Origin of the sequence: Chryseobacterium daecheongense (assembly GCA_027920525.1) — a bacterium.
GTDB lineage: Bacteria > Bacteroidota > Bacteroidia > Flavobacteriales > Weeksellaceae > Chryseobacterium > Chryseobacterium proteolyticum.
In genome coordinates this window covers 511,859-536,247 of the sequence record CP115858.1, presented here as the reverse complement: position 1 = coordinate 536,247, position 24,389 = coordinate 511,859, and the positions used below count along the sequence as shown (strand labels likewise).

The following is a 24,389-nucleotide window of genomic DNA, read 5'->3' as shown; positions in this document are numbered from 1 at the left end:
CGGTATGCATCTACCAATCGGATGCCCTTTTTCGTTTTTCTATCATGTAATCCACCGAGATCTTTCCGGCTCCATAAGCGATTAAAAGAAGATAAACAGAGAGGTAAATAAAAGCCAGCTCTCTTTTCTCAAATGGATCGGATCCATGAACTACAAATCCCGCAATAATCATTGTAAAGATAAGGAAACCCAGAGCTACTCTGGTAAATAATCCTAAAATAAGGAGTATTGAGCATACAAACTCTGCTATAATGGTAAGAATTAAAGAGATCTGCGGACCAAGTCCTAAGAAATCATAAAAATCTATCTTGCCGCCTTCCAATAGCATCTGGAGTTTGGGATATCCGTGTGAAAGCATGGCAAATCCAATAAAAACTCTCACAATTAACAGTATAATATCTCTAAATATGGGATTAGAATTTGAGTTACTATAATTCATGTATGAAAAATTTAGTTTAAAGATAGTAAAATCTTTCTATACAACGATGATTATTGATGTTTTAGTTTATCTGTACCCAAAATTCTTTAGATCCCTGTCGTTTTTTCTCCAGTCTTTTTTCACTTTTACGAACAGGTTCAGATGAATTTTTTTATCGAAAAATTTCTCTAGATCCACTCTCGCTTCCGTACCCACTTTTTTTATTGCTTCCCCTTTGTGGCCAATGATAATCCCTTTTTGGGTATCTCTTTCCACATAGATAATAGAGTCTATAAAAATGATTCCTTCCTTTTCTTTAAATTGTTCGGTAACCACTTCTACGGAATAAGGAATCTCCTTTTCATAATTCAAAAGGATTTTTTCACGGATTGCCTCATTAACAAAAAAACGTTCCGGCTTATCTGTATACTGGTCCTTATCATAATAAGGCGGGTTTTCCGGAAGCATCGATTTTAGCTTTGGAAGGATAACGTCCGTGTTAAAGGCATTTAATGCAGAAATCGGTAAAATTTCGGCCTTAGGAATTCTGTTATGCCATTCTTCTACCAGCTTTTCAAGACCTTCCTGGTTGGTCTGGTCTACCTTATTTAATAAAAGTAAAACCGGAACCGGAATTTTATTCAGTTTTTCAATGAGAAATTCCGAAGGTTCCGCTTTATCTGTAACATCTACAATAAATAAAAATACATCGGCATCCTGTAAAGAGTCCTTTACAAAATCCATCATCTTCTCCTGAAGACCATATTTAGGATCCAATACCCCGGGAGTATCGGAAAATACGATCTGTAAATCCTCTTCATTATAAATTCCAAAAATACGGTGACGTGTTGTCTGTGCCTTCTGCGTTACAATCGCAAGCTTCTCTCCCATCAACTGGTTAAGGAGCGTTGATTTTCCTGCATTAGGTTTTCCAACTATATTTACAAATCCTGATTTGTGCATAAAAATTATATTACGGACTGCAAAGTTAGTAAAAGAAAACTGGTCTTTAGGATAAATTTTAAAGATTTAAGTCTTTAATGCTGGTCCCTGAACTTTTGAAATTCTTCATATTCATACTCCGGACATGCCCCTTCTTTTGACGTAATGAATGCTCCTAATGCAACAGCTTCTTTCATAATGATTTCCGGAGCTTCCTGCTGTATTCTTTTGGATATAAATCCCGCCAGAAAAGAATCTCCGCTTCCTACGGTGTCTGCAATGGTGATCGGAACAGCCGGGCAGGTATAGCTTTCTGTCCCTTTAAAATACCTGGCACCTTTGCTTCCTTTGGTAAGAACTATTTCCTTAATCTTAAAATGATCCTGAATTAAAGCAGCACTCTGATCTTCATCAATATATTCTTCATTAAGAAAATCGATGATCTGTCTCATTTCTGCTTTGTTCATCTTTACAATATCAGCTTGATGAAGTAAATCTTTAATGAGCTGTACCTCTATGAACGGAGGTCTGAAATTGACATCAAATATTTTAAGTTCTGCATGTTCCAAAAGCTTAAAAAGAGTCTCTCTTGTTTTTTTATTCCGTGCGGATAAACTTCCGAAAATAAATGCCTGGGCATGAGATACCAATTCAGTAAGCTCCGGAAGGTTTTCTATATAATCCCAGGCTACTTCATTAATAATTTCATAGCTGGCTTCATTATCCTCATCAATAGTAGCTACAACGGTACTCGTTGGTTTATCAACATCGACCTGAATATAGTCCGTTGTCATTCCCCAGTTTTTGATCTGACTGACCAGCTGGTTACCGAGATCATCGTTCCCTATTCTGCTGAGTACCTTCGCATCAATTCCCGTTTTAGAAACATGATAAGCTACATTAAAAGGTGCTCCTCCAGCTCTGGATCCTTGTGGAAATATATCCCAAAGAACTTCTCCGAAACATACTACATACTGATTATTTTTTTTCATTAGGTTAAACGTTTAATATATAGGTTAAATTTTTTATTTGACTGATTTTTTTATAATTAATTCTGCTTCACAAACTATTGTTTCTCCCTTTTCAGAGAAATTTTTTGTTTGTTCATCGAGGAGTTTTACAGCTTGTCTGGCCATTTCTTCCAACGGCTGTCTTATATAGGTAATTTCTGTAGGAAATAAATTGTAGGCATCGGTTTCATCAAAAGCAATGACAGAAACATCTTCAGGAACCCTGATCTTATTTTTGACAAGATAATGCAATCCTGCATTTCCTATTTTATTGTTTAAAAAATATAATCCTGTTTTTCCTGCACCTATTTTAAGATGTTCATCTAATCCTGCATGAACTTTTGAGGTAACATTTCCCATTTCTACCAGCACTTTCTTTGATGCAATACCGTGTTCCTTGATTTTTCTCTCAAACCCTCGCTGTCTGTCAAGCAAATGCGGAAGATGGGTATTGTATCCCACATAGATCAATTCATCAAATTTATGCTCCATCAGATAGTTGAAAACCTGCCCGGAAATTTCAAAATTATTCAGCGTTACTGCAGGAAGCTCAACATTTTCGAGATAATAATCAATAGACACAATAGGATATTCGTCCTTTAGCAGCTTTTTAACGATATCATCAGAGCCTGCTACAGGGCTTACAAGCATTCCGTCCACCTGTTGCTGAGAAAAAAGCTCCGTAAGCTTTTTAAACTTATCAGGGTTTTCATCAGAACTCCCGATAAGTATGGTATACCCCAGTTTCATAGCTTCATTTTCTATACAACGCGCAATATTGGAATAAAAATCATTTGAAATATCCGGAACAATGAGACCTATTAGCTTGCTTTTGCTCATTTTTAAGCTTCTGGCAATCTTATTGGGTGTATAATTTATTTCTTCTGCAATATCCAGAATTTTATTCCTGGTTACTTCACTGATTCTGCTTCCCTCCTTTTTGTTGATCACATAAGAAACAGTTGCAACGGAAACTCCGGCAATTCTTGCAATGTCTTTAATGGAAGCTCTCTTCATTTTGTTTATTTGGCGGCGTACAAAAATATTTTATATTTACTAAAAATGAAATAAAAACAGAATTTATTTTATATCAAATTACAGATGCTTATAATTTCTTGAAAAATCACAAATTCACCTTATATATAACTATAGATCAGAAATATACAACTCTTATTTTCATTATCTCTCAGCTGTTTAATCCTAATTGACCAGAATATTATTTTGCGATTTACTCATTTTAAAGATCGCAAATGTAAAAATTAACCATAACATCTTCATTAAATCAGTAAAAACAAATAATTTTGACTGATTAGAATTTGCCTTCATGACTATAGACGAAATCATCGACAATTTACTGATTCTCCCTGAATCTTCACGGGAAAAGCTTAAAGCTCATATTACCGAAGCAGCTTACCCCAAAGGATTTTGCCTTATGGAAGCAGATAAGATCATTCCTTATGTTTATTTTATTAAAAAGGGAATTGTTCGGGCCTATGCCTCCACCCAGGATAATGATATTACTTTCTGGTTTGGCAGTGAAGGAGAAACGATTGTCTCCATGAAAAGTTATGTAGAAGATAAACCGGGTTATGAAAGTATCGAGCTGCTGGAAGAATGTGAGTTGTACCGGTTAGAAACAGAATATCTCCGAAAACTTTTCAATGAAGACATCTACATTGCCAATTGGGGCCGTAAGTTTGCAGAAAGAGAGCTTGTAAAAACAGAAGAGTTGATAATATCCAGACAGTTCAAAACTTCTACCGAACGCTACAAAGACCTGATGCGTGACAAACCCAATCTTTTGAGAAGGGTTCAGTTGGGACACATTGCTTCTTATCTCGGAATTACCCAGGTAAGTCTGAGCAGAATCCGCGCTGAAATTAAGTAACACTGTATAAATTCAGCATTTTTAAAGTACGACATATCATAAAAATTTTGACCTACTAAAACTATCTTAGATCACAAAAAGCTTTGGAGCATCATTTTTTAACATTTGTAAAATTATTTTTCCCTTTAAATACGGAACTTTGCATCAGAAAAAAATAAAAAAATGAACTGGATTATTTTAATTATTGCAGGGTTGTTTGAAGTAGCTTTTGCTTCCTGTCTTGGAAAGGCAAAAGAAACATCAGGATCAGAAATGTATTACTGGTTTGCCGGTTTTTTGGTTACCATGACCATTAGTATGCTTCTTTTGATCAAAGCAACGCAAACTTTACCTATCGGAACTGCATATGCTGTATGGACGGGGATTGGTGCAGTAGGTACTGCTTTAATGGGAATGCTCTTTTTTAAGGATCCGGTAACGTTCTGGAGGATATTCTTCTTGTCAACGCTGATTGGTTCCATCATCGGATTGAAAGCAGCATCTCACTAATTAAAGCTGTATCTTTAACCAAATAAAAATGTCTACATTATGGTGTAGACATTTTTATTTATTTTTTGAAAACAACAGGTAAGATCTCATTATATCTTAATCCGTATTTTTTAATTTCTTCTTCGGTAAACTTTTGTGAATAGAAATTGATATCAACCTCAAATCCGGCCTTTTTCAACCTGTCAAAATAATCCATTCCATACCAACGTACATGATCATACTGCCCGAAATGTTTCTGCCGCTCTTTAGGATCCTTTATGGTAAAGTCCTCATAGGTTTTTTCCAGTGAATTCTTCATGGGTACCTGGAAAATACCCCATCCTCCAGGTCTCATTACCCTGTATAATTCACTGATTGCTTTTGCATCATCTTCAATATGCTCTAATACATGGTTGCAGAAAACAATATCGAAGCTGTCATCAGCGAAAGGAAGGTTCAGGATATCTGCTTTCACATCTACAATAGGAGAATATAAATCAGCAGAAATATAATCCAGGTTACGCATCCTTTTGAACTTTCTCAAAAATTCCTGCTCAGGAGCGATGTGCAAAACTTTATAGTTCTTAATAAAAAAATCGGTTTCATTCTGAAGGTATAACCACATCTGACGATGTCTTTCCAAACTTAATGTTCCTGGAGATAAAGCATTTTCCCTTTGTTTTCCATATCCATACGGAAGAAACTTACGGTATGACTTCCCATCAATAGGATCGAAAAATTCATCTCCCTTAAAAAACTGGTAGATAAGCGGCCTTGCCCAGATGCTCATCGTAATAAGCGCAGGACGCGGAATAGTATTCAGTAAAAGCTTGGTTACTTTTTTCATTAGAAATCCATTTGAAAAGGCTTCTCCTCATCACTTTGAATACCTAATGCTTCATATACGTATTTGAAAGTAGATAGCAATACAGGTTTCCCGTTGATCACAGCCACATCGTGTTCAAAATGTGCTGATGGCTGATTGTCCAGGGTAGTTACCGTCCATCCGTCATTATGGAATTTTACTTTTTCAGTTCCCAGATTAACCATAGGCTCAATAGCAATGGCAAGACCATCCTTGATCACTTTTCCACTTCCCTGTCTGCCGTAATTCGGAACCTGAGGATCTTCATGCATCTTTCTTCCTAATCCGTGCCCTACAAGCTCTCTTACCACTCCATAGCCTTCTTTTTCACAATGAGCTTGAATTGCATGAGAAATATCTCCAATCCTTTTTCCACGGATGCATTGTTCAATTCCTTTATAAAGGGATTCTTTGGTAACCTGTAACAGTTTCTTAACCTCAGGCTTCACTTCCCCTATCTCGAAGGTATACGCGTGATCTCCCACAAAGCCATTTAAAACAGCCCCACAATCTACAGAAAGAACATCTCCTTCTTTAATAATGTCATTATTGGGAAAGCCATGAACCACCTGTTCATTCGGAGAGATGCACAGTGAATTGGGAAATCCCCCGTATCCTAAGAATGCCGGTTCCCCTCCATGATCTTTAATGAAATCATGGGCTAATTTATCTAAATACAAAGTCGTAATTCCCGGTTTGATTTCTTTCGCTAACATTCCTAATGTTTTGGAAACCAATTGAGCACTTTGTTTCATAAGACGAAGCTCGTCTATTGTTTTTAATTGAATCATTTTTATACGATGTTAGATAGTAGATTTTAGAAGTTAGATTAATGATTTAATCTTAATAAAAGACATGCAAAAATCTAATTTCTAATGTCTCCTTCTCATATCTATTAATTTACCAGAAAAGGCCTTTTTTCTTTTCTTTCTTAAGTTTGGAGTATGCTAAAACTTCTTTACCTTCCACACGGAATTCTATCCTTTCGTGGATAATATTATAGATTTCTCCCCATCCCGGAAAACCTCCTAAATTTCTGTCATCAATAAACCAGTCTGCATCAATTTTTCGGGATTGTGTTTCAGGGTCGAAAACTTCTCCTTCAAAACTACCGTTTACAGAATAAAATTCTATTCCGTTTTTCTTGCAGAATTCTACTGCCTCATCTAATGTTTTTCCGTGTCTGTATGTCCAAAGAATTAACCTGTAACCCTCGGATTGAAGTTTTCTTAAAGTTTCAAATGCAAAGATCTTCGCTTTTCCGATCCCCGGATAAGCATCGTCAACGATGGTTCCGTCGAAGTCTACAGCAATTTTTTTATTATTTAACATTTTCTGCGTTTTTAGCTGTGCAAAGATAAGAAATAAAAAGAGTGCCAAAAACACTTGGCACTCTTACTTTTATTTTTTAAGTATTCCATACCTAACTTTTCACCCAACTGAACTGGAATTGTAAGTCAGGAGTAGAAACTCTGTCTGTAATTTTCTGTAATCTCGCCGGAAGCTTCATAAGGTATTCCTGTGCTTTTTCAGCCTTTTCAGTAAGACCTTTGATGTGTTCTATTTTCCACTCATCAAGCAGATCTTTCATGATATTGATATAATCCTGACCGGTATACACCATACATCTTTGTGCGGCATCTGAGAAATGTCCCCACAACTCACCTGCTTTCTGTCCTGACTGTCTCATTAAGTGAGCCGGCATAACAATTTTCTTACGCATCATATCTTCAAATGCCAGGATCATTTCCGACGGATCCAGCTCAAGGATCTTTGCAACGAAATGTTTATATGCTTTAGCGTGTCTTGCTTCGTCTGCTGCAATCACTCCACACATTTTTGCCAATTTTCCGTTTCCTGATTGTTTAGCTAAAGTTCCTACCCTTCTATGCGAAATATTAGTTGCTGTTTCCTGGAAGCTTGTATATACAAAGTTTCTGTAAGGATCCATACTTGTTCCAAGATCGAAACCGTCACTGATAAGGTACTGAGTCGTAATCTCTACTTCTCTCATGTTAACCCTGCCGCATAAATAAAGATATTTATTCAGCAAATCACCATGCCTGTTTTCTTCACCTGTCCATGATCTTACCCAATTGGCCCAGCCTACTTTTTCTTCCTGATCAATACCTTCTACACCCATTAACCAAGATTCATAGGATGGTAGAGCCTCTTCTGTAATACAGTCACCGATAAGGGTTACAAAAAGGTCATAAGGCATTTCACGAGCGAAGGTCTGAATTTCTTCTAAATCATACTTGAAATTTTCACTTGACGGATCCGGAAGGTAATCTGAGGGTTGCCATATTTTTTCAATTGGCGTCAAAAACTTTTCCAGAAAAGAACTTACTTCCTTTTCTAGAATACTCATCACTTCCTTCCTTACCAGCGTTTGATACATTTCAGTTATTTAGATTTATTATAATTAATATACAAAGATAGGATTTATTTATTATTTAGAGCATAATAACGTATGTCTCTCATAATATGTATGACATATATCATAAAAAATGCCATTATTAATGTAACGGCATTTTTTTATTTTTTATTGGTAATCTTAGTTTACTAAAACATCTCCTGTCATACTTTCCGGAATGTCTATTCCCATTATTTTTAAAATAGTCGGAGCTACATCGCCCAGTTTTCCGGATTTCCCCGGTTTTAAATTCCAGGTACGGTCCTTATCCATTATAATAAGCGGTACCAGATTCGTTGAATGCTGTGTATTTGGTGTCCCATCAGGATTGATCATGACATCTGAGTTCCCGTGATCTGCAAGGATAAAGACGGCATAACCATGTTCATAAGCTGTAGTAGCCACTTTCTCAATGCACTTATCTACCGTTTCAGCAGCTTTTACAGCAGCTTCAAATACTCCGGTATGTCCTACCATATCCGTATTCGCAAAGTTGAGGCAAACAAAATCAGCAGTTTCATTTTCCAGTTCCGGAACAATAGCATTGGTAATATCATAGGCAGACATTTCAGGCTTAAGATCATAAGTAGGAACATCTTTAGGGCTTGGACAAAGCAATCTTTTTTCCCCTACAAATTCTTTCTCTCTACCACCGGAAAAGAAAAAGGTAACGTGAGGATATTTTTCTGTTTCTGCAATCCGGATCTGCGTTTTACCATTTTTTTCGATGATTTCCCCCATCGTTTCCTGTAAAACTTCTTCATCAAAAACTACCTTTACATTATTAAAGGTCTTGTCATAGTTGGTAAGGGTAACATAATACAGATTCAGCTTACGCATAAAGAATTCCGGAAAATCTTTCTGAGACAGAACTTCTGTGATCTCTCTTCCCCGGTCGGTACGGAAGTTAAAGCAAATAACCACATCATTATCCACAATTTTAGCTACAGGAACCACATTACCTGTTTCCGTAGTATTCATAAGGATAATCGGCTTTAAAAACTCATCGGTAACATTATTATCATATGACTGCTGGATTGCTGCCAATGCATCAGTTGTCTGAAGTCCTACTCCTTCTGTTAGCGCATCATAAGCTAATTTTACTCTTTCCCATCTCTTATCCCTGTCCATGGCGTAATATCTTCCGACAATAGTTGCCAGTTTGCCGGTCGTAGCAAGCATATGTTCATCAAGTTCTTTGATGAATCCCAATCCTGAATGCGGATCGCAGTCTCTACCGTCCGTAAAAGCGTGGACAAAAACATTTTCATTCAATCCGAAATTTTTAGCCGCAGTTAAAAGACCTTTTAAGTGATTGATATGGGAATGTACACCTCCATTGGAAACCAATCCGATAAAATGTACTTTTTTATTTTCCCTTTTAGCATATTCGAAAGCTTCCTGAATAACTTTTTCCTCCCCGAGGGTCCCATTTTCTACTGCCATATTCAGTTTTACTAGATTCTGGTAAACCACTCTTCCTGCTCCAAGATTCATGTGTCCTACTTCTGAATTCCCCATCTGCCCTGCAGGAAGACCTACTGCAGTACCGCTCGCTTCAAGTGTGGTGTGTGGAAATTTATGAAAACAACTATCTATAAATGGTGTATTGGCTTTATCAAGTGCTGAAACTTCAGGATTTTTTCCCAGTCCCCATCCGTCAAGTATGGCCAGTATTGCTTTTTTCGACATTTTTTGTAACTTTTAATATACAAATTTACCTATTTTCCAATGAAACTGATCCTTTTAAAGACTTAAATTTTTATTAAAGCTTTTATTTATTTTCTCTTTAAACAATGGATTTTTTTACAGTAACGGATTTTGAAATTCAATAAGATTCTCATTAATAATAATGGTGGCTGCTTAATCTCTATTCCTAGGAACAGCATCATATATGATATGAACTTTCAGCAATTCAAATATTCAAACGTTTACAGTTTACGCTTTAAAAAAGTCTTCAAACTTTTTGTGGTCTTTCTTTGTGTATTCTTTGATGTATTGATCTAAAAAACCGCTTTCTTTCAAAAATAACAAGGGATCTTTGATATTCAATATATCATGGATTGCTTTATGCTTATCTGTTTGTTTATTAAAATAGGCTTCTGAAATTTTATATCCCATCCAATATCCTAAATCATTAGGACGGTCATCTTTTTTACTGGTTTCATAAAGCCAGTCCGTAGCACTGTTTCCCTTTAATAAAGCGACAAACTCCTTTTTTAAAGGATCAGCATGTGCTTCACCATATTGAAATGCTTTTACATTAATATTTTCACCAGATATCAATTCGCTGACAAAATCCGCTCCTCCCTCAAGCAAGGTATATTTTAGCAGCATGTCATTTCCCATAATATTTTGTTGAAAATGAATCAATTCATGAGCAATAAGCCCCGTAACGCCATCCAGATTTTTAAGCATTTCAGTGCCAATTATAATACCATCATTAGAAGTCGTTCCTCCGGAATTAAATCTTCCATAGACAAAATATACGGGTGGAAATTTAGCTTCGGGATACCAATATTTTAACGCGCTGTAAATTGCCCTTGTCCTTTTTTCTTTTTGATTGATCCCACTCAGTACATTCCGGCTTTTTAAATAATCTTCCCTCTTCTTTTTTACTTTTGAATATAAAGAATCGGCATTGATGATCCTGAATTCCATAAAACCTTTTACTCCGGGAGATCCGTCTTTTACATAATCTGCAAAAGGATTTTTCTTTGATGTTTCTATCTGATCAAAAGCTTTCCAGAATTTATCAGTATCTCTTGTTTCAAAGACAGCATCCAGAGGATTTGTGGAAAAATTTGTCTGAGCATTTACCCCTGCAAAAATTAAAGTGAATGCTATAAGAATGGTCCTTGTTTTTATTTTCATGATCTCATTTTAGTTGAGTGTATTTTATGAATTCCAAAAATATAAAAATCGCCTTTGTATTTAATGTGGAATACAAAAGTTTTTTGCTTTAAATCAATAGGCATTCACGACATATACTATTGGAATGAATACTTTTTGCTTATGATTATGAAAAATCTGCGGCGAGGTATTAATTATTATTTTTAATTTTGCTTTATGGATTTACGAGATCAACTAAAGAACCTTTTTCCTGACCATGAAGAGCAGGATTTTGAAATGCCTGAAGAAAAATTCAAGCAGAAAGAACCCCTGATATGCAAGTTTGAAAAAAAAGGAAGAAATGGAAAACCCGTTACAGTGATTGAAGGCTGGGAAGGAAGTGAAGAAGATTTGAAAAAAATCTCCAAAAAGATCAAAACCACTTTAGGGATCGGAGGATCGGAAAAAGATGGGATGATCATTATTCAGGGGGATAACCGAGATAAGATTATGGAGATTCTTAAAGATATGGGCTATAAAACGAAAAGGGTTGGCGGATAGCTTAGAAATAGATCTGAGTATCAGGTAGCAATTTCTTATATTTTTCAATGGTAGCCTTATCCATAGGATTCCCCGTTAATATCAATGTTTTAAGATTTTTCAGCTGAGAAATATCCTTAGGCAGGTCTTTTAAGTTATTGTTTGCAAAGTTCATACTTACCACATTTTTCAATCCTTTTATTTTTGCCGGAATTTCCTGAATATTATTCTGGCTCACGTTAAGGAACTCCAGATTTTTTGATTGAAAAAGGGATTCAGGTAGTTTGGAAATAGCATTTTGCTGTAATTCCAGATACTTCAGATTCTTGGGAAATTCAAGATTGCCAAGATCATTGATCTGGTTCGCTGCCAGATTCAGGTATTTTAAATTTTTAATTTGATTCAGACGTTCGGAAATAAAGCTGATCTGATTATCCTGGAGATTAATTTCCTCCAATGCCGGAATTTCCGTTAAGGCTTCCGGGAAAACATTCAGATTATTAGCATCGAGATGAATTACTTTCAATTGCTGTAACCTGGCAATATTGGGATTAACAGAGGTCAGGCTGTTCAGATTCATTGAAAGGGTTTTCAATTGAGTAAGCTCTCCTACTTCATCCGGAATAAACTTGATGCTGTTTTCATTGACATTCAGTATCTCCAGATTCTTCAAAGCAAATAGTTGAGGATCCATCTTTTCCAGATTATTTCCCATGATATTAAGAAAGAACAGGGAAGTAAATTTTCTTATATCAGAAGGAAGATTAAATAAACCTTTACCTCTGAAACTCATACTGTATACCGGCTTTTCACTTTTTAAAGCATCTTCGATAGTCGTGTAGGTAGGATATTTTACCGGATCAATCTGTGCATAGCTGTAGTTCAGTGCGAACAGAATAATCAATAAGGAAAGTTTTTTCATAGATAGATAAAAGCTGCCGATAACAGAATTACCGGCAGCAACTGAATATTAATACATTACTTCTTTATTACTTTTACTGTTTTCTGGAATCCTTCTGCCTCGATATTTACGATCAAAACACGGGAAGCTTCAAGTTGGGATGTAAAGTCTAAATCCAACGCAGTATGAGAGCCTGTAAATTTCTTTGTGAATACAATTTTACCATCCATGCTGTAGGCTGTTACAGAAATATCTTTCAAGCCTTTAGAAGAATTGATCTTCACAATTCCTGACGTCGGGTTTGGAGCTACACTAACTGTACTTTCCGTTTTAGCGTCAATTGTTCCCAAAGTACCGTTTTGTCCTAAATTATTTTTAAGAGCGACAACAATGGTGGCCGATTTTCCTCTGTAGTCAATTGTATTTCCAGTGGCATCCACATCTGTAGAGATTGTCGCATCCGGATGCTGAATCGAAAAGAATCCGAATTTATGATCTGGAGTAAAGGTAAGTCCTGTAGGCTCAGAACCTGCCGGCATAGAAGCAAAAAGTCTCACTTTAGGATTCGCCTGAGTGTGATCCGGAGCTACTACCCAAATATAATTTTTTCCTCCATCCTGTAACACCCAAAGGTTTCCAAGTTCATCAAAAGTAAGATTGTCATTCCCATCTCCCCATGCTTCTGATTTGATCCCTTGTGCCGTATTGAAAGAATATACAGTAGAAAGCCCTCCGACAAATGTTTCTACTTGAGAAGCGGTAGTTCCGTTATCCTGTAAGCGATATACTTTATTTAAACCTTTTGCAGTAAAATAAATCTTCCCATCCAATGGGCTGATATCCACATCTTCTATTCCGTTGAATTTTGTACCTCCTAATGAAAAAGCCAGGTTATTTGTATTATTCTGGTCTGCTTTTGTCTTATTAGGTACCTGGATCCATGTTGCTGTATTTACTACCGGATCTCCTGTACTGCTTAATCCCTGATCCAGTTTCAGTACATAAAGATTACCTGATGAAAGGTTGTTGGGTGTATCCATTACATATTTATAAACCAGATGGGTTCCTCCATCCTCACCATAATAAGCTGTCGTTCCTGCATTATTGATCACTACATTTTCGTGATTCATTATACCCATCTGCCATAATTTCCCTTTAGAACCGTCCGGATTCTGTGAAATTACCTGAGCCGTTGCAGGATCAATTTCTACCAACCAACCATAATCTTTATATCCGTCAGCATTGGTATCACTTGAGGTTACAGATTCTTCAGCTGTAACCACAGTTCCCCAAGGAGTAATACCTCCTGAACAGTTTCTGATCGTCTGTACAAGGCTTGGTGTAGAGAAATCCACAGCTCTGGATTTTGTCAGCTGCCAAAGCTTCGTTGAAGCATTATAATTGATTTCAGCCATCGTAACTCCACCTGGATTTGTTTCATGGTTTACTGAAAGATAACCATCGGTTGAGCTGGCGTTTTTAGCAACATAAGCGGTAAAATCATTCTGTCCACCTACTAATCCACCTCCTTGTGTATAGGCATCTCCTTCTTTTAAAATAAGCTGATATTTATGCTCGGCAGGGATGATCAGTTTATTGGTTTGTGAAGTAGGAACAATAGAAGTGAAACAACTGATGTGAGCCGCATTACAACCAACAGGATTCGTTGTTCCGCTTACCGTTTTTAAATAAGCATCAATTCTCAGGTCTGAGCTTTGTCCGCTTCTGTTGTGCAGTTCAATGGATATCCTGTTGTTTCCGTTAACAAATTTTGATTTTGGAATCGAGAAAACATTATACACATTCTCTGCAGCACCGTCAATTGTGGTCACAGAAGGTGTATTAAAAGCGATAGTTCCGGTAGGCATATTGTCCCTTACCACTTCCTGTCCGTTAAGGTATACAACAATACCGTCATCTCTCATCACTCCTAACTCCATAGTATCGGAAAGATCAGCAAGATTAACACTAAAGTCTTTTGCAAAATAAGCTGCAGTAAGACCTGAATTAATAGTGGTAGTTACAGGATCACCATATCCTAACGGACCGTTTCCTGTAGACCAGGAAGAAACATCAAAATTGGTATCTTTCCACTGGGTAACCTGCGCCTGGTTGTTGTCGATATACCTCCATGAGGCATTTTTATTGAAAACAAAGGTCTGTGCCTGAAGGGCAGAACCTGATACGAGTGCAAGAGCTGCAACTGTTAGTAGTTTTTTCTTCATAATAATTTCGATTTATTAGATGTTGCAAAACTATTTTTTTATCACCAGCCCTCTATTAATAGAGTTTTAAATAAAGCATCAGCAATGTTACAAAATTAAAAACCCAATGTTAAGTGAATTAAGTTTGTGTTAAATATGATGCAGGATTTGAAATTCGTGGTTATGTGATAATTACCATATAAGTGGAATATTGAACTTAATACGATTACTTTTTAAGTATAGCACGTTCATTTCGAATTTCGAAATTTACTTATTAAATCAAAATAAACTTTAGCCCGCTCATTATAAACACTTCCCTGTTATCTTTTGCTTATATCCGTCAGAGCGTTTAGAAATGCAATGATCTGCTTCATTTCAGTTTCGGTAAGATTAAGTTTATCCGCTGGTAAAGTCTGGTTATTTATTTTTAACCCCAGACCTTCGCCTCCTCCTTCATTATAAAAATCCAGCACTTCTTCCAGAGTATTAAATGCTCCATTATGAAAATAAGGCTTTGTAAGCGCAATATTTCTTACTGTCATGGTTTTAAAAGAATTTTCATAGATCCAGGAATTTTCTTTTTTCACCGGGCTTTTCACTCTTCCCAAATCAGAATCCAGTTCTAAAGGCAGTTTACTGATCGGCGCTTTTGTAACCCCTAACACTTCCGATTCATTCTCATTATAGAAGGGAGGAACCAATCCTGAGAAATGAGGGGCAAAATGACAGGTTGCACAATTGGCTTTTCCCATGAATAAATTGAATCCTTTTTTAGCATCATCTGAGATTTCTTTCTCATTTCTCATAAAGCGATCAAAATCACTTTCAAAAGAATAAAGGGAAGCTACATATGAACTCAATGCTTTGGAGAAATTTTCTTTACTGATCTTCCCATCTTTAAATGCTGCACGGAATGCTCTTTTATATTCCGGTTTTTCCTTTAATTTTTTAATAATACTTTCATAGCTCGTATTGAATTCCTGTTCATTGTAGATAACATGCTCTGCCTGTTGCTCGATATAAAAAGCACGCATATCGTAAAAAAATCTTTTAGCAAATACTGCGTTGTACAAAGAAGGAGAATTCCGCAACACGGTTTTTCCTTCAACATTGCTTGGCGACTTTGCTTTAAGGTCTGTAAAAGCATTTTCCGGCAAATGGCATGTAGCGCAGCTCATTTTTCCATTTCCGCTTACGCTTTGGTCATAGAATATTTCTTTGCCCAGTTTCTTAAGCTCAGGATTATCTTCAGATGCCTTTAAAAGGGTATAAAAATAGGGATCCAGAAAATCGCTGCTGAAAAAGTTTTTGTTCTGAGCGTTCCATCCCGAAAACGCCTTGAGGTCATCTGTTCTTCCGTCCCAGTTTCCAAATTCTTCATAAAGAGGCTGGATGTATTTTTTATAAAATTCAATGCGGTCAAATGTTTCAAAATTTTTATTAACTGCAAGGTATCCGGTTGCATCAGAAAGAATGGTATTTGCTTTCTGAATATTATAATTCCTGAAATAAGGATCATCATTAATGTATTTTTTTATTCCCAAAAGCGCATACGCTGCTTCTTCAGAAATATTTAAAGAACCGGGTGTATCAAAGCCTGTAACTCCCAAGCTATAAATCCTTATTAACTCTATACGGAGTGGTAATGTTTTATTGACACCTTTGCTCAATCCGTTTTTTACCGAGCTTAAATAAAAGTTAGAATAACTATTGTACAAAAAATCAGTAATGGATTTTATTTTCTCTTTCTGTTCAGCTGCCTCTTCCGAGTAAATCAGTTCATCCAAAACCTGTAATCCTTCCGGGGGCAAAGTATAGGCGGACGTTCCTGCTGCCTCAATATGAAATAAAGGAGCAGCATTAAGATGGGTTTTTGTGAATTCAGGGTAATGATAGGCAATATAGAATTCTATTTCCTTAAAAGAGTTTCGGGTAGTACTCAATGATTTCTGCAGATCTTCAAGAGATATTTTATCATCCCCAAACAGGTAAACATCTCTTTTCAACTGTTCAAGCTTATTTTTAAAGTCAGTTAACCCGTTATTGATAAAAGTATTTTCATTTTTCGTCCCTTTATCTGTAGGATTAAATGACATAATTGCAAAACCGAAAGTTAAAATAATAAGCAGTAAAGAGTATTTCATGAAATTTTTAGCGGCAAATGTAATCATCATACATTATCTCAGTTTTAAATCTGGATTAAATAATGTTTATATTTTAATTCATGAATTTTTATTAATTTTAAACCCCGAAACCAAATTCATTATACTGAAAAGCCGGATATACTGCCTGTTCTTTTTAAAATATGATGTGGATTAATGGGATGAGGATTTTATATATTTACAACTAATCAAAAACGAAATATCATTATGAAAACAAAATTACTACTGGCTTTTGTAGCAAGTCTTTTCTCATTTGGGATTTTTGCCCAGAAATTAGGTCAGGAAATGGCTGTATATGCAGAAAAAAAGGGTAATGATTATTATCTGATCCGTCTGGTACAGGATCAGGCAGTACCTAAAGTTTACGTTTACTCCAACGGCGAGACCAAACCTTATAAAGCTTATACCGAATTAAAAGATGTTGTAATGGATTTTCCGGGAATGATGTCTTCGAATAATTCAACTAAAGAAGAGTTGGTTTCTGTTTTGAAAAAAGATAATCATTTTTATGAAATTACCTCTCAGAGAAAAGATCCAAAAAACTTTGAAAAAACAACAGTAACCGTTTACGAAGTTTTCAATGGCCAGAAAAGGATCGTAGAAGAGTACGGCTCTATTTATGAGCTTGTAAGTTCTCCTTATAAAGATGCCATTTTCATTGACATAAAAAAATAAACATAATATGCTAAATAAACTTGCAGCTTCCGAGCTGGTACTAAATGATGACGGAAGTGTTTACCACTTAAACCTTTTACCTGAAGATATTGCGGATAAAATTATCCTAGTTGGTGATCCTGACAGGGTTCCGAAAGTATCTCAGTATTTTGATAAAGTAGAAATTAAAAAGAATAAACGGGAATTCTATACCCACACAGGAGTTTTACGTGGTGAAAGAATTTCAGTGATGTCCACCGGAATCGGTACGGAGAATATCGATATTGTAATGAATGAGCTGGATGCCCTGGTTAATATCGATCTTAAAAATAAGGAAATTAAAACCGAGCATAAGGCGCTTGAACTTTTCCGTATGGGAACATGCGGTAGCGTGAATCCAGATGTACAGGTGGACAATATGCTGGTAACCCAAAATGTTGTAGGTTTGGATGGTCTTATGCACTTTTATAAGGATTACCATTTTGAAAATGCTTTTTCAAAGAACTTTATCGAAAAGTTCCCTTATGAGAAAATTAAGCCAATGCTTTATTTTGCTGACTGGGCTGAAGATATTGCTGAATACTATAAAGATGCCAGATATCATGGAAATACCGCCACATTCCCTGGATTCTATGCTCCACAGGGCAGACAACTTCGTCTGAAATCCCTGGATGATAAATTCCTGGAGACATTGAACGAACTTGGCATTACTAATTTCGAAATGGAAACTTCGGCAATTTATGCATTCTCAAAACTATTGGGACACAAAGCAATTACCGTAAATAATGTAATTGCCAACAGAAGACGTGGAGAATTTTCCTCTGATCACCATGCATCGGAAAAGAACCTTATTGAATGGGTATTGGAGAGAATAATCAAATAATAAGAAAAAAACAAAAGGATTTCAAAATTGAAATCCTTTTGTTTTATGGACAATTCTTTTCATATTCATTGATGATCTTCACAAACATTTTAATATCGTATTCGGATCTTTTTCGTGTAACATAATTGAATCTATCTTTTTTATCAAGACTTTTAGATTCATCAATCGCTTTTTGGTAATTGTCTTTAATGTCCTGCTTCATTTTTTTCCTAAAATCCCTGTCTTGTAATTTTATATAAAGATTATCCAGATACTTTACAAATTCAGGGCAATCCCCACCGGCATATTTAAAAGCATTAATTAATTTTTCATCGAGGCTTCCCAGGTTAAACAATGAAACTTCATCCACATCAACAGGCATTACGGCAAAATCTGATTTGTCATTTTTAATATACATAATCGTGCCTGCGTACATGCATCCCATACCATTGCCACAAACTGTATATTCATACCCGTAAATATCTATTTTTCCATCGTAAAGAATGGGAAGGATGGCTGTATAATTTTTATCTTTTACATCATTATCCTTACTCACTTTTTTAATGCTCAGCTTTTCATAACCTATAACTTCATCATCATACTTATCTACTACCTTTATTTTTTGAATATCATGATACCCTATTTTCTTGATCTCCGACGCTTCAGAAGTTTTGTATTCAAATAATTGTTCATTCTCAAAAACAGATTTATTTTTATTTTGTGCTACAATCCCCATAAAGGATTCAGCTTTGGGGAAATAAATATCTCTTAACAAAATATTTTCGGTAGAACCATCAGTTTTAGTGATTTCAACCGGAATAAAAGGCCTCTTTTCAAGTGACTTCTTGGATTGCCCGAACATTAAATTTGCGCAGATCAGACCTGCCATAAGTAAAATTCTATTCATCGTTTTTAGTTTTATATAATTTTGTTGTTGTATCAGGATTGCAGCCTCAGAAAACAGTTCTCGATGTGATCATTTACCATACCGGTCGCCTGCATATGGGCATATACTACCGTTGATCCCATAAATTTAAAACCTCTTTTCTTGAGGTCTTTGGATAAAATATCGGAAATTTCAGTAGTGGCTGGAACATCTTTCAAGCTTTTGGGCTTATTGTCAATAGGTTCACCACCTACAAAACCCCAGATATATTTGGAAAAAGTTCCAAATTCATTCCGGACTTCCATAAACTTCTGTGCATTGTTGACCGTTGCTAAAATTTTCAGCCTGTTTCTTATAATGCCGGAATTCTGCATAAGCTCCTCAATTTTTTTATCCTCATATTTTGCAATCTTTTTATAGTCAAAGCCATCAAAAGCCTTCGTAAAATGCTTTCTTTTGCTTAAAATGGTATACCAGCTTAATCCTGCCTGGAAACTTTCAAGGATCAGAAATTCAAAAATCTTTTGATCATCATAAACAGGATTCCCCCATTCTTCATCATGATATTTCCTGTACAGATCATCTTTTTCACACCATCCACAACGTATTTTTTCCATATCTCAAGATTGTATTTATCCCTTTAAAGATAAAACGGATTTAGAAAACTATAACAAAAGATTATGAAAATTTTAACAACAGAGCCCGATTTTAGGAATGGTTATTGTTTTACTATAAACAACACTAAATAATAAATGTTATGAACAATTCGGATTACAACAAAGCAGAGGACGCAGTAAATAAAACAGAAAACTCTTTAAAAAATGCAGCGACCGATGCGAAATGGAAAATTAATGATTTAGCAGACAAAGCTAGGGATTATATCAATGAAAAAAGAAACAATGACGAAGAAGCTAGTCAGGAAGATTGGCTTGACAGGGTAAAAGCTAATATTTCTGACACTTGGGAAGACATCAAGGATAAGGCGGATGAAGCCTGGGAAAAAACCAAGGATGCGGCTGAAGATGTAAAAGCGGAATGGAATAAAAAAACTAATTAAAATTTCAGTCATATAAATATTTTCAAAAAAACGGAACCTTTTTATAAGGCTCCGTTTTTTTATTATGTTCTAAACACAAATTATCGCTACATTTGTAATATTAATAAACATTAAAAAATTATGTCATACGGTTTACTTAAAGGCAAAAAGGGAATTATTTTTGGGGCCCTTAATGAACAATCGATCGCATGGAAAGTTGCTGAAAGATGCCATGAAGAAGGAGCTGAATTTATTTTATCTAATGCTCCTATTGCTTTGAGAATGGGAGAACTTAACGGTTTAGCTGAAAAAACAGGCTCAGAGGTTATCGGAGCAGATGCTACTTCTGTTGAAGATCTTGAAAAACTTTTTGATGCTGCGATCGCAAAATTCGGAAAAATAGATTTCATCCTTCACTCCATAGGAATGTCCGTAAATGTAAGAAAAGGAAAACATTATACAGAAATGAACTACGACTGGTTGGAAAAAGGATGGGATATCTCCGCTGTTTCTTTCCATAAAGTAATGCGTGTGGCATGGGAAAAAGACTGTATGAATGAATGGGGAAGCATCCTGGCACTTACTTATATTGCTGCTCAGAGAACATTCCCTGATTATAATGATATGTCTGATAACAAAGCTTATCTTGAAAGTATCGCGAGAACATTCGGAAACTATTGGGGGGAAAGAAAAGTTCGTGTAAATACGGTTTCCCAGTCTCCTACTCCTACCACTGCCGGAAGTGGAGTAAAAGGTTTCGGAGGTTTCCTTGGATATGCAGAAGACATGTCTCCACTTGGAAACGCTACGGCACTTGAATGTGCAGATTACTGTGTTACACTTTTCTCTGATCTTACCAAAAAAGTAACAATGCAGAATCTTTTCCATGACGGTGGTTTCAGTAGTTCGGGTGTTACTCAGAAAGTAATTAGTAAGTATGACGTTGAGAAATAATCAACTTTCTTAATAAAAATTAAGCAGGCTGTCTTTTCAAGACAGCCTGTTTTTTATTTGCTAGCTTACTATTAATATAGCTTTAACTGAATCGGCTTATTTTATAAAAAATGAAACATAGAACGTTTTGATTATATGTCAAACATAATATATTTAATTCGTATTTTTTCTCTTATAATTGAATTAATTTAACTTTGCCAAAAAGCAACAAATTATGAAGAAGTTAAAAATACTTATTTTTATAAGCATTATGCCATTTGCGTACTCGCAAACTGGACAGGTAGGAATTAATACAACAGCACCAACTGCTACTCTTGATGTGAATGGAAATACAAGAATCAGGAAAGTAGACAGTATTGCATCCGCTCCGAAATATATCTTAACATCAGATGATAATGGGATTGTTCAAAAAGTGAATGTTGAGAAATTATCGGACAGCAATCCTGAAGTGATCAGAAGAAAAATCTATGCGGTACTTTCCAAAAACTCATCGCAGTTTCTTACTACAAAAGGGACTGACTACAACTTAACATATGATGGTGTGGTAAGCGGTATTAATACAGATCACCTGTCCTTTAATAGCCAAAAAGACAGAATCAATTTACCCCCCAATAAAACATTTAAAATAACCGGATACATTGGAATTAAAGGAAGTACCACTGGTAATAGCAATACTACTCCCGGTTATATCACATCTCTGTTTTCAGCCGGTGGTGACGCTGAAGCAATCGTAACAACCCAGGGATATACGGAATCGTCTACAGAAACCTTTGATGACGGGGGTGTTACTCCTCCTATTATCATCGTAACAACAGGCTCCGCTGGCAACGCGTATGTTGAACTCAAGGTACGTTATGGAGGAAGTAATGCCGGAAACTCAGGATATTATGTTTCAGGAGCATCTACAAGAACATCTGTAGGAACCTATGTTTTACTGGAAGAATTATAAATATCATTTTTATTTTTTTAATAAAAAAACAAGGTAGGCTGTCTAAAAAAAGACAGCCTACTTTAATAAAAAAATATTAATATGAAGTGTATTATAGAATTACTGTTTGTATGGAATGCGCCGGCGCAGGAAGTTTGGCAGCCATTCCTTCGATCCAGAGGCTCGCATTGATATCATTATCTGTATTATTCATAATAACGGTAACCAACTGGCCGTTCTCATTCATGAATGAGGTAGAAATCAACCCTGATGTATTGGTAGAGCTTCCAATTCTTTGCGCATTGGGTTTAATATACTTTGAAACATGCCCTACATAATAATATTCGTAGGTATAATGTACTTCTCCTGACTGGGTATCTGCAATAATCGGAGCAAAACATAAATTTCCTACATGATTCGGCCCTCCTGTTTCGTCAAGCAAAACATTCCAGTCCGTCCATAATGATGTACCTCTGTTAAAGTCATTGATCATATTTTTCCCGTACAATTCACCAAGACTTACATCATTGATCCTTGACATATTGAAAACTTCCTTACATCCTTCTGTAAAAGCCAGGAACTTATCGGGAAATGCCCTGTGTGTTTCCCCAACATTATCAAACAACTGGGTCTTATTGTGCCAGGTCTCATACCAATGGTAGGCAATTCCTGAAGCATATTTTGAAGTCTCAGGATCACTTAAAGTTGTTGTGGCTCTTTGAAAGATCAGATCTCTGTTATGATCCCAGATCATTACTTTTTTATCTTTAAATCCGTTTTTCCATAGAGTGGGTCCCAGGTTATTCTTCAGGAAAGCGGCCTCTTCTTCAGCAGTGTACAAACAAGATTCCCAGGTTTGCTTAGCCATGGCTTCATTTTGTATAGTTAATCCCCAGATTTTGATTCCTCTTTTTTCATATTCCCTGATGAACTTTATATAATAATCCGCCCAGGTCTGATAATACTGGTTCTCAAGCCGGCCTCCATTCAGCATATTTTTATTCGATTTCATCCATGCCGGTGGGCTCCATGGTGAAAAATACAATTTGAACTGATTCCCTATCGCCTTTTGAGCTTCCTGGATCATCGGTATTTTATATTTTTCATCATGAGCAACGGAGAATGATTTTAATGAGGTATCATCATCTTCTACATACGTGTACGAATCACTTGAAAAATCACATGAATTCATATTGGTACGCACTACAGTATAGCCTAATCCATTCTTACCATAATAGGCTTCTATGATTTCTTTCTGTTTATCCTTCGGTAGTTTATAAAACGTCTCTGCAGCTGCATCTGTTATTGCACCTCCGATTCCGATCAGTTTCTGATATTTAAAATCCGGATCTACAAAAACACAGGCTTCATTTTCTTTAGGCTGGTCAAATTTTGCAAACTGCACCATTCCCTTATCTACCATCTTTTCATCAGTTTTGGAATTCGTCAGTATAACCCTGGCCGATTTTCCGGCATTCTTCTTCCAGTAATTCTGTGCATTGACATGACTGGCTATCCCTGCAATAAGACAGCTTACAATTAGTTTTTTCATTATTATTACTTCCTGTTTTTACGGAGCTGTGCAACTCCCTTCATTATTTATTCTGATAAACCCGCACATAATCTATATAGTACTTCTGAGGAAAAATAGAGTCATCAATTCCTTCTTTTCCACCCCAGAATCCACCTATAGCCAAATTCAAAATGATATAATACGGCCGGTTAAAGGGCCAAGCTTCGTTTGTTTTTTCCTCGTTCTCGTACGTGAAAAATTTTTTATCGTCAATATAAACCTCTATTTTTTCCGGCGTCCAGTCTGCTTTATACACATGGTAGCGTTCACTGGCATCATTAACAATCAAAGTATCTGTTTTCTGAGTTCCCTTGATATGATTGTATTTTTTCGTGTGCACTGATGCATGGATGTATCCGGGATTGAATCCCACATGTTCCATAATATCAAGTTCTCCATCATCCGGCCACTTCTTCATATTCTCACTCATCATCCATATGGCAGGCCACGTTCCTCTTCCTTTGGGTAATTTAGCCCTTACTTCAATTGTTCCATATTGAAAAGAGAACTTCCCTTTGGTTAAAAGTCGTGCAGATGTGTATTTATTTTTATCCAATGCTTCTTTTCTTGCTTCGATCACCAGATTCCCATTTTCCATTCTTGCATTTTCAGGACGGTCTTTTGTATAATACTGAGCTTCCTCATTTCCAAAACCACCTCCGCCTACATCATAATTCCATTTTGATGAATCAGGTAATCCCTTTCCATTAAATTCATCACTCCAGATCAGCTTCCTGCCGGAATCTGTTTTATATGAAGCACAATCTAACACTGAAAACAGCAGCATCCCTCCAACCCATACATGTAAACTATTTCGAAAAAAAAATTTCATATGCGTTAATATAAAGCG

25 protein-coding genes are annotated in these 24,389 nt (G+C 36.1%); 8 read left to right on the top strand and 17 right to left on the bottom strand.

The window, feature by feature from the left end; translation table 11 throughout:
- Positions 1 to 10: 10 nt before the first annotated feature.
- From PFY10_02115 to PFY10_02100, 4 genes are all read right to left on the bottom strand, one after another.
- On the bottom strand, positions 11 to 439 hold the full coding sequence (locus PFY10_02115; GenBank protein WBV57236.1) for a DoxX family protein: 429 nt from the start codon (positions 437 to 439) through the stop codon (positions 11 to 13).
- A gap of 66 nt (positions 440 to 505) precedes the next feature.
- Complete coding sequence (gene era, locus PFY10_02110; GenBank protein ID WBV57235.1) at positions 506 to 1,381, bottom strand: GTPase Era; 876 nt, start codon at positions 1,379 to 1,381, stop codon at positions 506 to 508.
- 74 nt (positions 1,382 to 1,455) lie between these two features.
- Positions 1,456 to 2,352, bottom strand: a complete 897-nt coding sequence (locus PFY10_02105) for a carbohydrate kinase (protein WBV57234.1) — start codon at positions 2,350 to 2,352, stop codon at positions 1,456 to 1,458.
- Between the two features lie 33 nt (positions 2,353 to 2,385).
- On the bottom strand, positions 2,386 to 3,387 hold the full coding sequence (locus tag PFY10_02100) for a LacI family DNA-binding transcriptional regulator (GenBank protein WBV57233.1): 1,002 nt from the start codon (positions 3,385 to 3,387) through the stop codon (positions 2,386 to 2,388).
- Between the two features lie 307 nt (positions 3,388 to 3,694).
- On the opposite strand from PFY10_02100, the gene PFY10_02095 reads away from it, so the two are divergent.
- Positions 3,695 to 4,258 (top strand): Crp/Fnr family transcriptional regulator, encoded by a 564-nt coding sequence (locus PFY10_02095; GenBank protein ID WBV57232.1) that lies wholly within the window; start codon positions 3,695 to 3,697, stop codon positions 4,256 to 4,258.
- A 162-nt stretch (positions 4,259 to 4,420) separates the two neighbouring features.
- Positions 4,421 to 4,747 carry a multidrug efflux SMR transporter gene (locus tag PFY10_02090; GenBank protein WBV57231.1) on the top strand — a complete coding sequence of 109 codons (327 nt, stop codon included), beginning with the start codon at positions 4,421 to 4,423 and terminating at the stop codon, positions 4,745 to 4,747.
- Positions 4,748 to 4,805: 58 nt separating this feature from the next.
- Here the strand turns inward: PFY10_02090 and PFY10_02085 are convergent, their stop codons facing one another.
- The 6 genes from PFY10_02085 to PFY10_02060 form a co-directional block, all read right to left on the bottom strand.
- Positions 4,806 to 5,573, bottom strand: coding sequence for a methyltransferase domain-containing protein (locus PFY10_02085; protein ID WBV57230.1), 768 nt, complete (start codon positions 5,571 to 5,573; stop codon positions 4,806 to 4,808).
- On the bottom strand, positions 5,573 to 6,382 hold the full coding sequence (map, locus tag PFY10_02080; GenBank protein ID WBV57229.1) for a type I methionyl aminopeptidase: 810 nt from the start codon (positions 6,380 to 6,382) through the stop codon (positions 5,573 to 5,575). The genes PFY10_02085 and map overlap by 1 nt, the downstream gene beginning before the upstream one ends.
- Positions 6,383 to 6,491: 109 nt before the next feature.
- The gene (locus PFY10_02075) at positions 6,492 to 6,923 is read right to left on the bottom strand and encodes a hypothetical protein (protein ID WBV57228.1); all 432 of its coding nucleotides are present in this window, start codon (positions 6,921 to 6,923) and stop codon (positions 6,492 to 6,494) included.
- A 91-nt stretch (positions 6,924 to 7,014) separates the two neighbouring features.
- A complete protein-coding gene (locus PFY10_02070) occupies positions 7,015 to 7,992 on the bottom strand; it encodes an acyl-ACP desaturase (GenBank protein WBV57227.1) in 978 nt (325 codons plus the stop codon).
- Between the two features lie 156 nt (positions 7,993 to 8,148).
- The gene (gene gpmI, locus PFY10_02065) at positions 8,149 to 9,699 is read right to left on the bottom strand and encodes a 2,3-bisphosphoglycerate-independent phosphoglycerate mutase (protein WBV57226.1); all 1,551 of its coding nucleotides are present in this window, start codon (positions 9,697 to 9,699) and stop codon (positions 8,149 to 8,151) included.
- A gap of 246 nt (positions 9,700 to 9,945) precedes the next feature.
- On the bottom strand, positions 9,946 to 10,881 hold the full coding sequence (locus PFY10_02060) for a DUF2268 domain-containing putative Zn-dependent protease (protein WBV57225.1): 936 nt from the start codon (positions 10,879 to 10,881) through the stop codon (positions 9,946 to 9,948).
- A 195-nt stretch (positions 10,882 to 11,076) separates the two neighbouring features.
- On the opposite strand from PFY10_02060, the gene PFY10_02055 reads away from it, so the two are divergent.
- A complete protein-coding gene (locus PFY10_02055; GenBank protein ID WBV57224.1) occupies positions 11,077 to 11,400 on the top strand; it encodes a translation initiation factor in 324 nt (107 codons plus the stop codon).
- Position 11,401: 1 nt separating this feature from the next.
- On the opposite strand, the gene PFY10_02050 is transcribed toward PFY10_02055, so the two are convergent.
- The 3 genes from PFY10_02050 to PFY10_02040 all read right to left on the bottom strand — a co-directional run bounded on the left by PFY10_02050 (position 11,402) and on the right by PFY10_02040 (position 16,658).
- A complete protein-coding gene (locus PFY10_02050; GenBank protein WBV57223.1) occupies positions 11,402 to 12,301 on the bottom strand; it encodes a leucine-rich repeat domain-containing protein in 900 nt (299 codons plus the stop codon).
- Between the two features lie 56 nt (positions 12,302 to 12,357).
- On the bottom strand, positions 12,358 to 14,505 hold the full coding sequence (locus tag PFY10_02045) for a DUF839 domain-containing protein (GenBank protein ID WBV57222.1): 2,148 nt from the start codon (positions 14,503 to 14,505) through the stop codon (positions 12,358 to 12,360).
- Between the two features lie 299 nt (positions 14,506 to 14,804).
- Positions 14,805 to 16,658, bottom strand: coding sequence for a cytochrome-c peroxidase (locus PFY10_02040; GenBank protein ID WBV57221.1), 1,854 nt, complete (start codon positions 16,656 to 16,658; stop codon positions 14,805 to 14,807).
- Between the two features lie 195 nt (positions 16,659 to 16,853).
- On the opposite strand from PFY10_02040, the gene PFY10_02035 reads away from it, so the two are divergent.
- The gene (locus PFY10_02035; protein ID WBV57220.1) at positions 16,854 to 17,321 is read left to right on the top strand and encodes a hypothetical protein; all 468 of its coding nucleotides are present in this window, start codon (positions 16,854 to 16,856) and stop codon (positions 17,319 to 17,321) included.
- Positions 17,322 to 17,328: 7 nt separating this feature from the next.
- Positions 17,329 to 18,183, top strand: coding sequence for a nucleoside phosphorylase (locus tag PFY10_02030; GenBank protein ID WBV57219.1), 855 nt, complete (start codon positions 17,329 to 17,331; stop codon positions 18,181 to 18,183).
- 43 nt (positions 18,184 to 18,226) lie between these two features.
- Here PFY10_02030 and PFY10_02025 read toward each other — a convergent pair whose 3' ends face one another.
- Both PFY10_02025 and PFY10_02020 read right to left on the bottom strand, forming a co-directional pair.
- Positions 18,227 to 19,069 (bottom strand): hypothetical protein, encoded by an 843-nt coding sequence (locus tag PFY10_02025; GenBank protein WBV57218.1) that lies wholly within the window; start codon positions 19,067 to 19,069, stop codon positions 18,227 to 18,229.
- A gap of 32 nt (positions 19,070 to 19,101) precedes the next feature.
- Positions 19,102 to 19,665 carry a DNA-3-methyladenine glycosylase I gene (locus PFY10_02020; protein WBV57217.1) on the bottom strand — a complete coding sequence of 188 codons (564 nt, stop codon included), beginning with the start codon at positions 19,663 to 19,665 and terminating at the stop codon, positions 19,102 to 19,104.
- 140 nt (positions 19,666 to 19,805) lie between these two features.
- Between PFY10_02020 and PFY10_02015 the strand changes: the two genes are divergently transcribed.
- From PFY10_02015 to PFY10_02005, 3 genes are all read left to right on the top strand, one after another.
- Positions 19,806 to 20,105, top strand: coding sequence for a hypothetical protein (locus tag PFY10_02015; GenBank protein ID WBV57216.1), 300 nt, complete (start codon positions 19,806 to 19,808; stop codon positions 20,103 to 20,105).
- A 120-nt stretch (positions 20,106 to 20,225) separates the two neighbouring features.
- The gene (locus PFY10_02010) at positions 20,226 to 21,038 is read left to right on the top strand and encodes an SDR family oxidoreductase (protein WBV57215.1); all 813 of its coding nucleotides are present in this window, start codon (positions 20,226 to 20,228) and stop codon (positions 21,036 to 21,038) included.
- Positions 21,039 to 21,252: 214 nt separating this feature from the next.
- Positions 21,253 to 21,987 carry a hypothetical protein gene (locus PFY10_02005; protein ID WBV57214.1) on the top strand — a complete coding sequence of 245 codons (735 nt, stop codon included), beginning with the start codon at positions 21,253 to 21,255 and terminating at the stop codon, positions 21,985 to 21,987.
- A gap of 91 nt (positions 21,988 to 22,078) precedes the next feature.
- On the opposite strand, the gene PFY10_02000 is transcribed toward PFY10_02005, so the two are convergent.
- A complete protein-coding gene (locus tag PFY10_02000) occupies positions 22,079 to 23,518 on the bottom strand; it encodes a glycoside hydrolase family 30 protein (GenBank protein ID WBV57213.1) in 1,440 nt (479 codons plus the stop codon).
- A 43-nt stretch (positions 23,519 to 23,561) separates the two neighbouring features.
- Positions 23,562 to 24,371 (bottom strand): glycoside hydrolase family 16 protein, encoded by an 810-nt coding sequence (locus PFY10_01995; GenBank protein WBV57212.1) that lies wholly within the window; start codon positions 24,369 to 24,371, stop codon positions 23,562 to 23,564.
- Positions 24,372 to 24,389: the final 18 nt, after the last annotated feature.

Bases quoted from the DNA above. Each gene is read 5' to 3' on its own strand.
- PFY10_02090 (WBV57231.1), top strand. From the start codon at position 4,421: ATGAACTGGATTATTTTAATTATTGCAGGGTTGTTTGAAGTAGCTTTT.
- PFY10_02045 (WBV57222.1), bottom strand. From the start codon at position 14,505: ATGAAGAAAAAACTACTAACAGTTGCAGCTCTTGCACTCGTATCAGGT.
- PFY10_02075 (WBV57228.1), bottom strand. From the start codon at position 6,923: ATGTTAAATAATAAAAAAATTGCTGTAGACTTCGACGGAACCATCGTT.
- PFY10_02040 (WBV57221.1), bottom strand. From the start codon at position 16,658: ATGATGATTACATTTGCCGCTAAAAATTTCATGAAATACTCTTTACTG.
- gpmI (WBV57226.1), bottom strand. From the start codon at position 9,699: ATGTCGAAAAAAGCAATACTGGCCATACTTGACGGATGGGGACTGGGA.
- PFY10_01995 (WBV57212.1), bottom strand. From the start codon at position 24,371: ATGAAATTTTTTTTTCGAAATAGTTTACATGTATGGGTTGGAGGGATG.
- PFY10_02055 (WBV57224.1), top strand. From the start codon at position 11,077: ATGGATTTACGAGATCAACTAAAGAACCTTTTTCCTGACCATGAAGAG.
- PFY10_02050 (WBV57223.1), bottom strand. From the start codon at position 12,301: ATGAAAAAACTTTCCTTATTGATTATTCTGTTCGCACTGAACTACAGC.
- PFY10_02025 (WBV57218.1), bottom strand. From the start codon at position 19,069: ATGAATAGAATTTTACTTATGGCAGGTCTGATCTGCGCAAATTTAATG.
- PFY10_02015 (WBV57216.1), top strand. From the start codon at position 19,806: ATGAACAATTCGGATTACAACAAAGCAGAGGACGCAGTAAATAAAACA.
- PFY10_02100 (WBV57233.1), bottom strand. From the start codon at position 3,387: ATGAAGAGAGCTTCCATTAAAGACATTGCAAGAATTGCCGGAGTTTCC.
- era (WBV57235.1), bottom strand. From the start codon at position 1,381: ATGCACAAATCAGGATTTGTAAATATAGTTGGAAAACCTAATGCAGGA.
- PFY10_02000 (WBV57213.1), bottom strand. From the start codon at position 23,518: ATGAAAAAACTAATTGTAAGCTGTCTTATTGCAGGGATAGCCAGTCAT.
- PFY10_02105 (WBV57234.1), bottom strand. From the start codon at position 2,352: ATGAAAAAAAATAATCAGTATGTAGTATGTTTCGGAGAAGTTCTTTGG.
- PFY10_02060 (WBV57225.1), bottom strand. From the start codon at position 10,881: ATGAAAATAAAAACAAGGACCATTCTTATAGCATTCACTTTAATTTTT.
- PFY10_02020 (WBV57217.1), bottom strand. From the start codon at position 19,665: ATGGAAAAAATACGTTGTGGATGGTGTGAAAAAGATGATCTGTACAGG.
- PFY10_02035 (WBV57220.1), top strand. From the start codon at position 16,854: ATGAAAACAAAATTACTACTGGCTTTTGTAGCAAGTCTTTTCTCATTT.
- PFY10_02085 (WBV57230.1), bottom strand. From the start codon at position 5,573: ATGAAAAAAGTAACCAAGCTTTTACTGAATACTATTCCGCGTCCTGCG.
- PFY10_02030 (WBV57219.1), top strand. From the start codon at position 17,329: ATGCTAAATAAACTTGCAGCTTCCGAGCTGGTACTAAATGATGACGGA.
- map (WBV57229.1), bottom strand. From the start codon at position 6,382: ATGATTCAATTAAAAACAATAGACGAGCTTCGTCTTATGAAACAAAGT.
- PFY10_02070 (WBV57227.1), bottom strand. From the start codon at position 7,992: ATGTATCAAACGCTGGTAAGGAAGGAAGTGATGAGTATTCTAGAAAAG.
- PFY10_02010 (WBV57215.1), top strand. From the start codon at position 20,226: ATGTCATACGGTTTACTTAAAGGCAAAAAGGGAATTATTTTTGGGGCC.
- PFY10_02005 (WBV57214.1), top strand. From the start codon at position 21,253: ATGAAGAAGTTAAAAATACTTATTTTTATAAGCATTATGCCATTTGCG.
- PFY10_02115 (WBV57236.1), bottom strand. From the start codon at position 439: ATGAATTATAGTAACTCAAATTCTAATCCCATATTTAGAGATATTATA.
- PFY10_02095 (WBV57232.1), top strand. From the start codon at position 3,695: ATGACTATAGACGAAATCATCGACAATTTACTGATTCTCCCTGAATCT.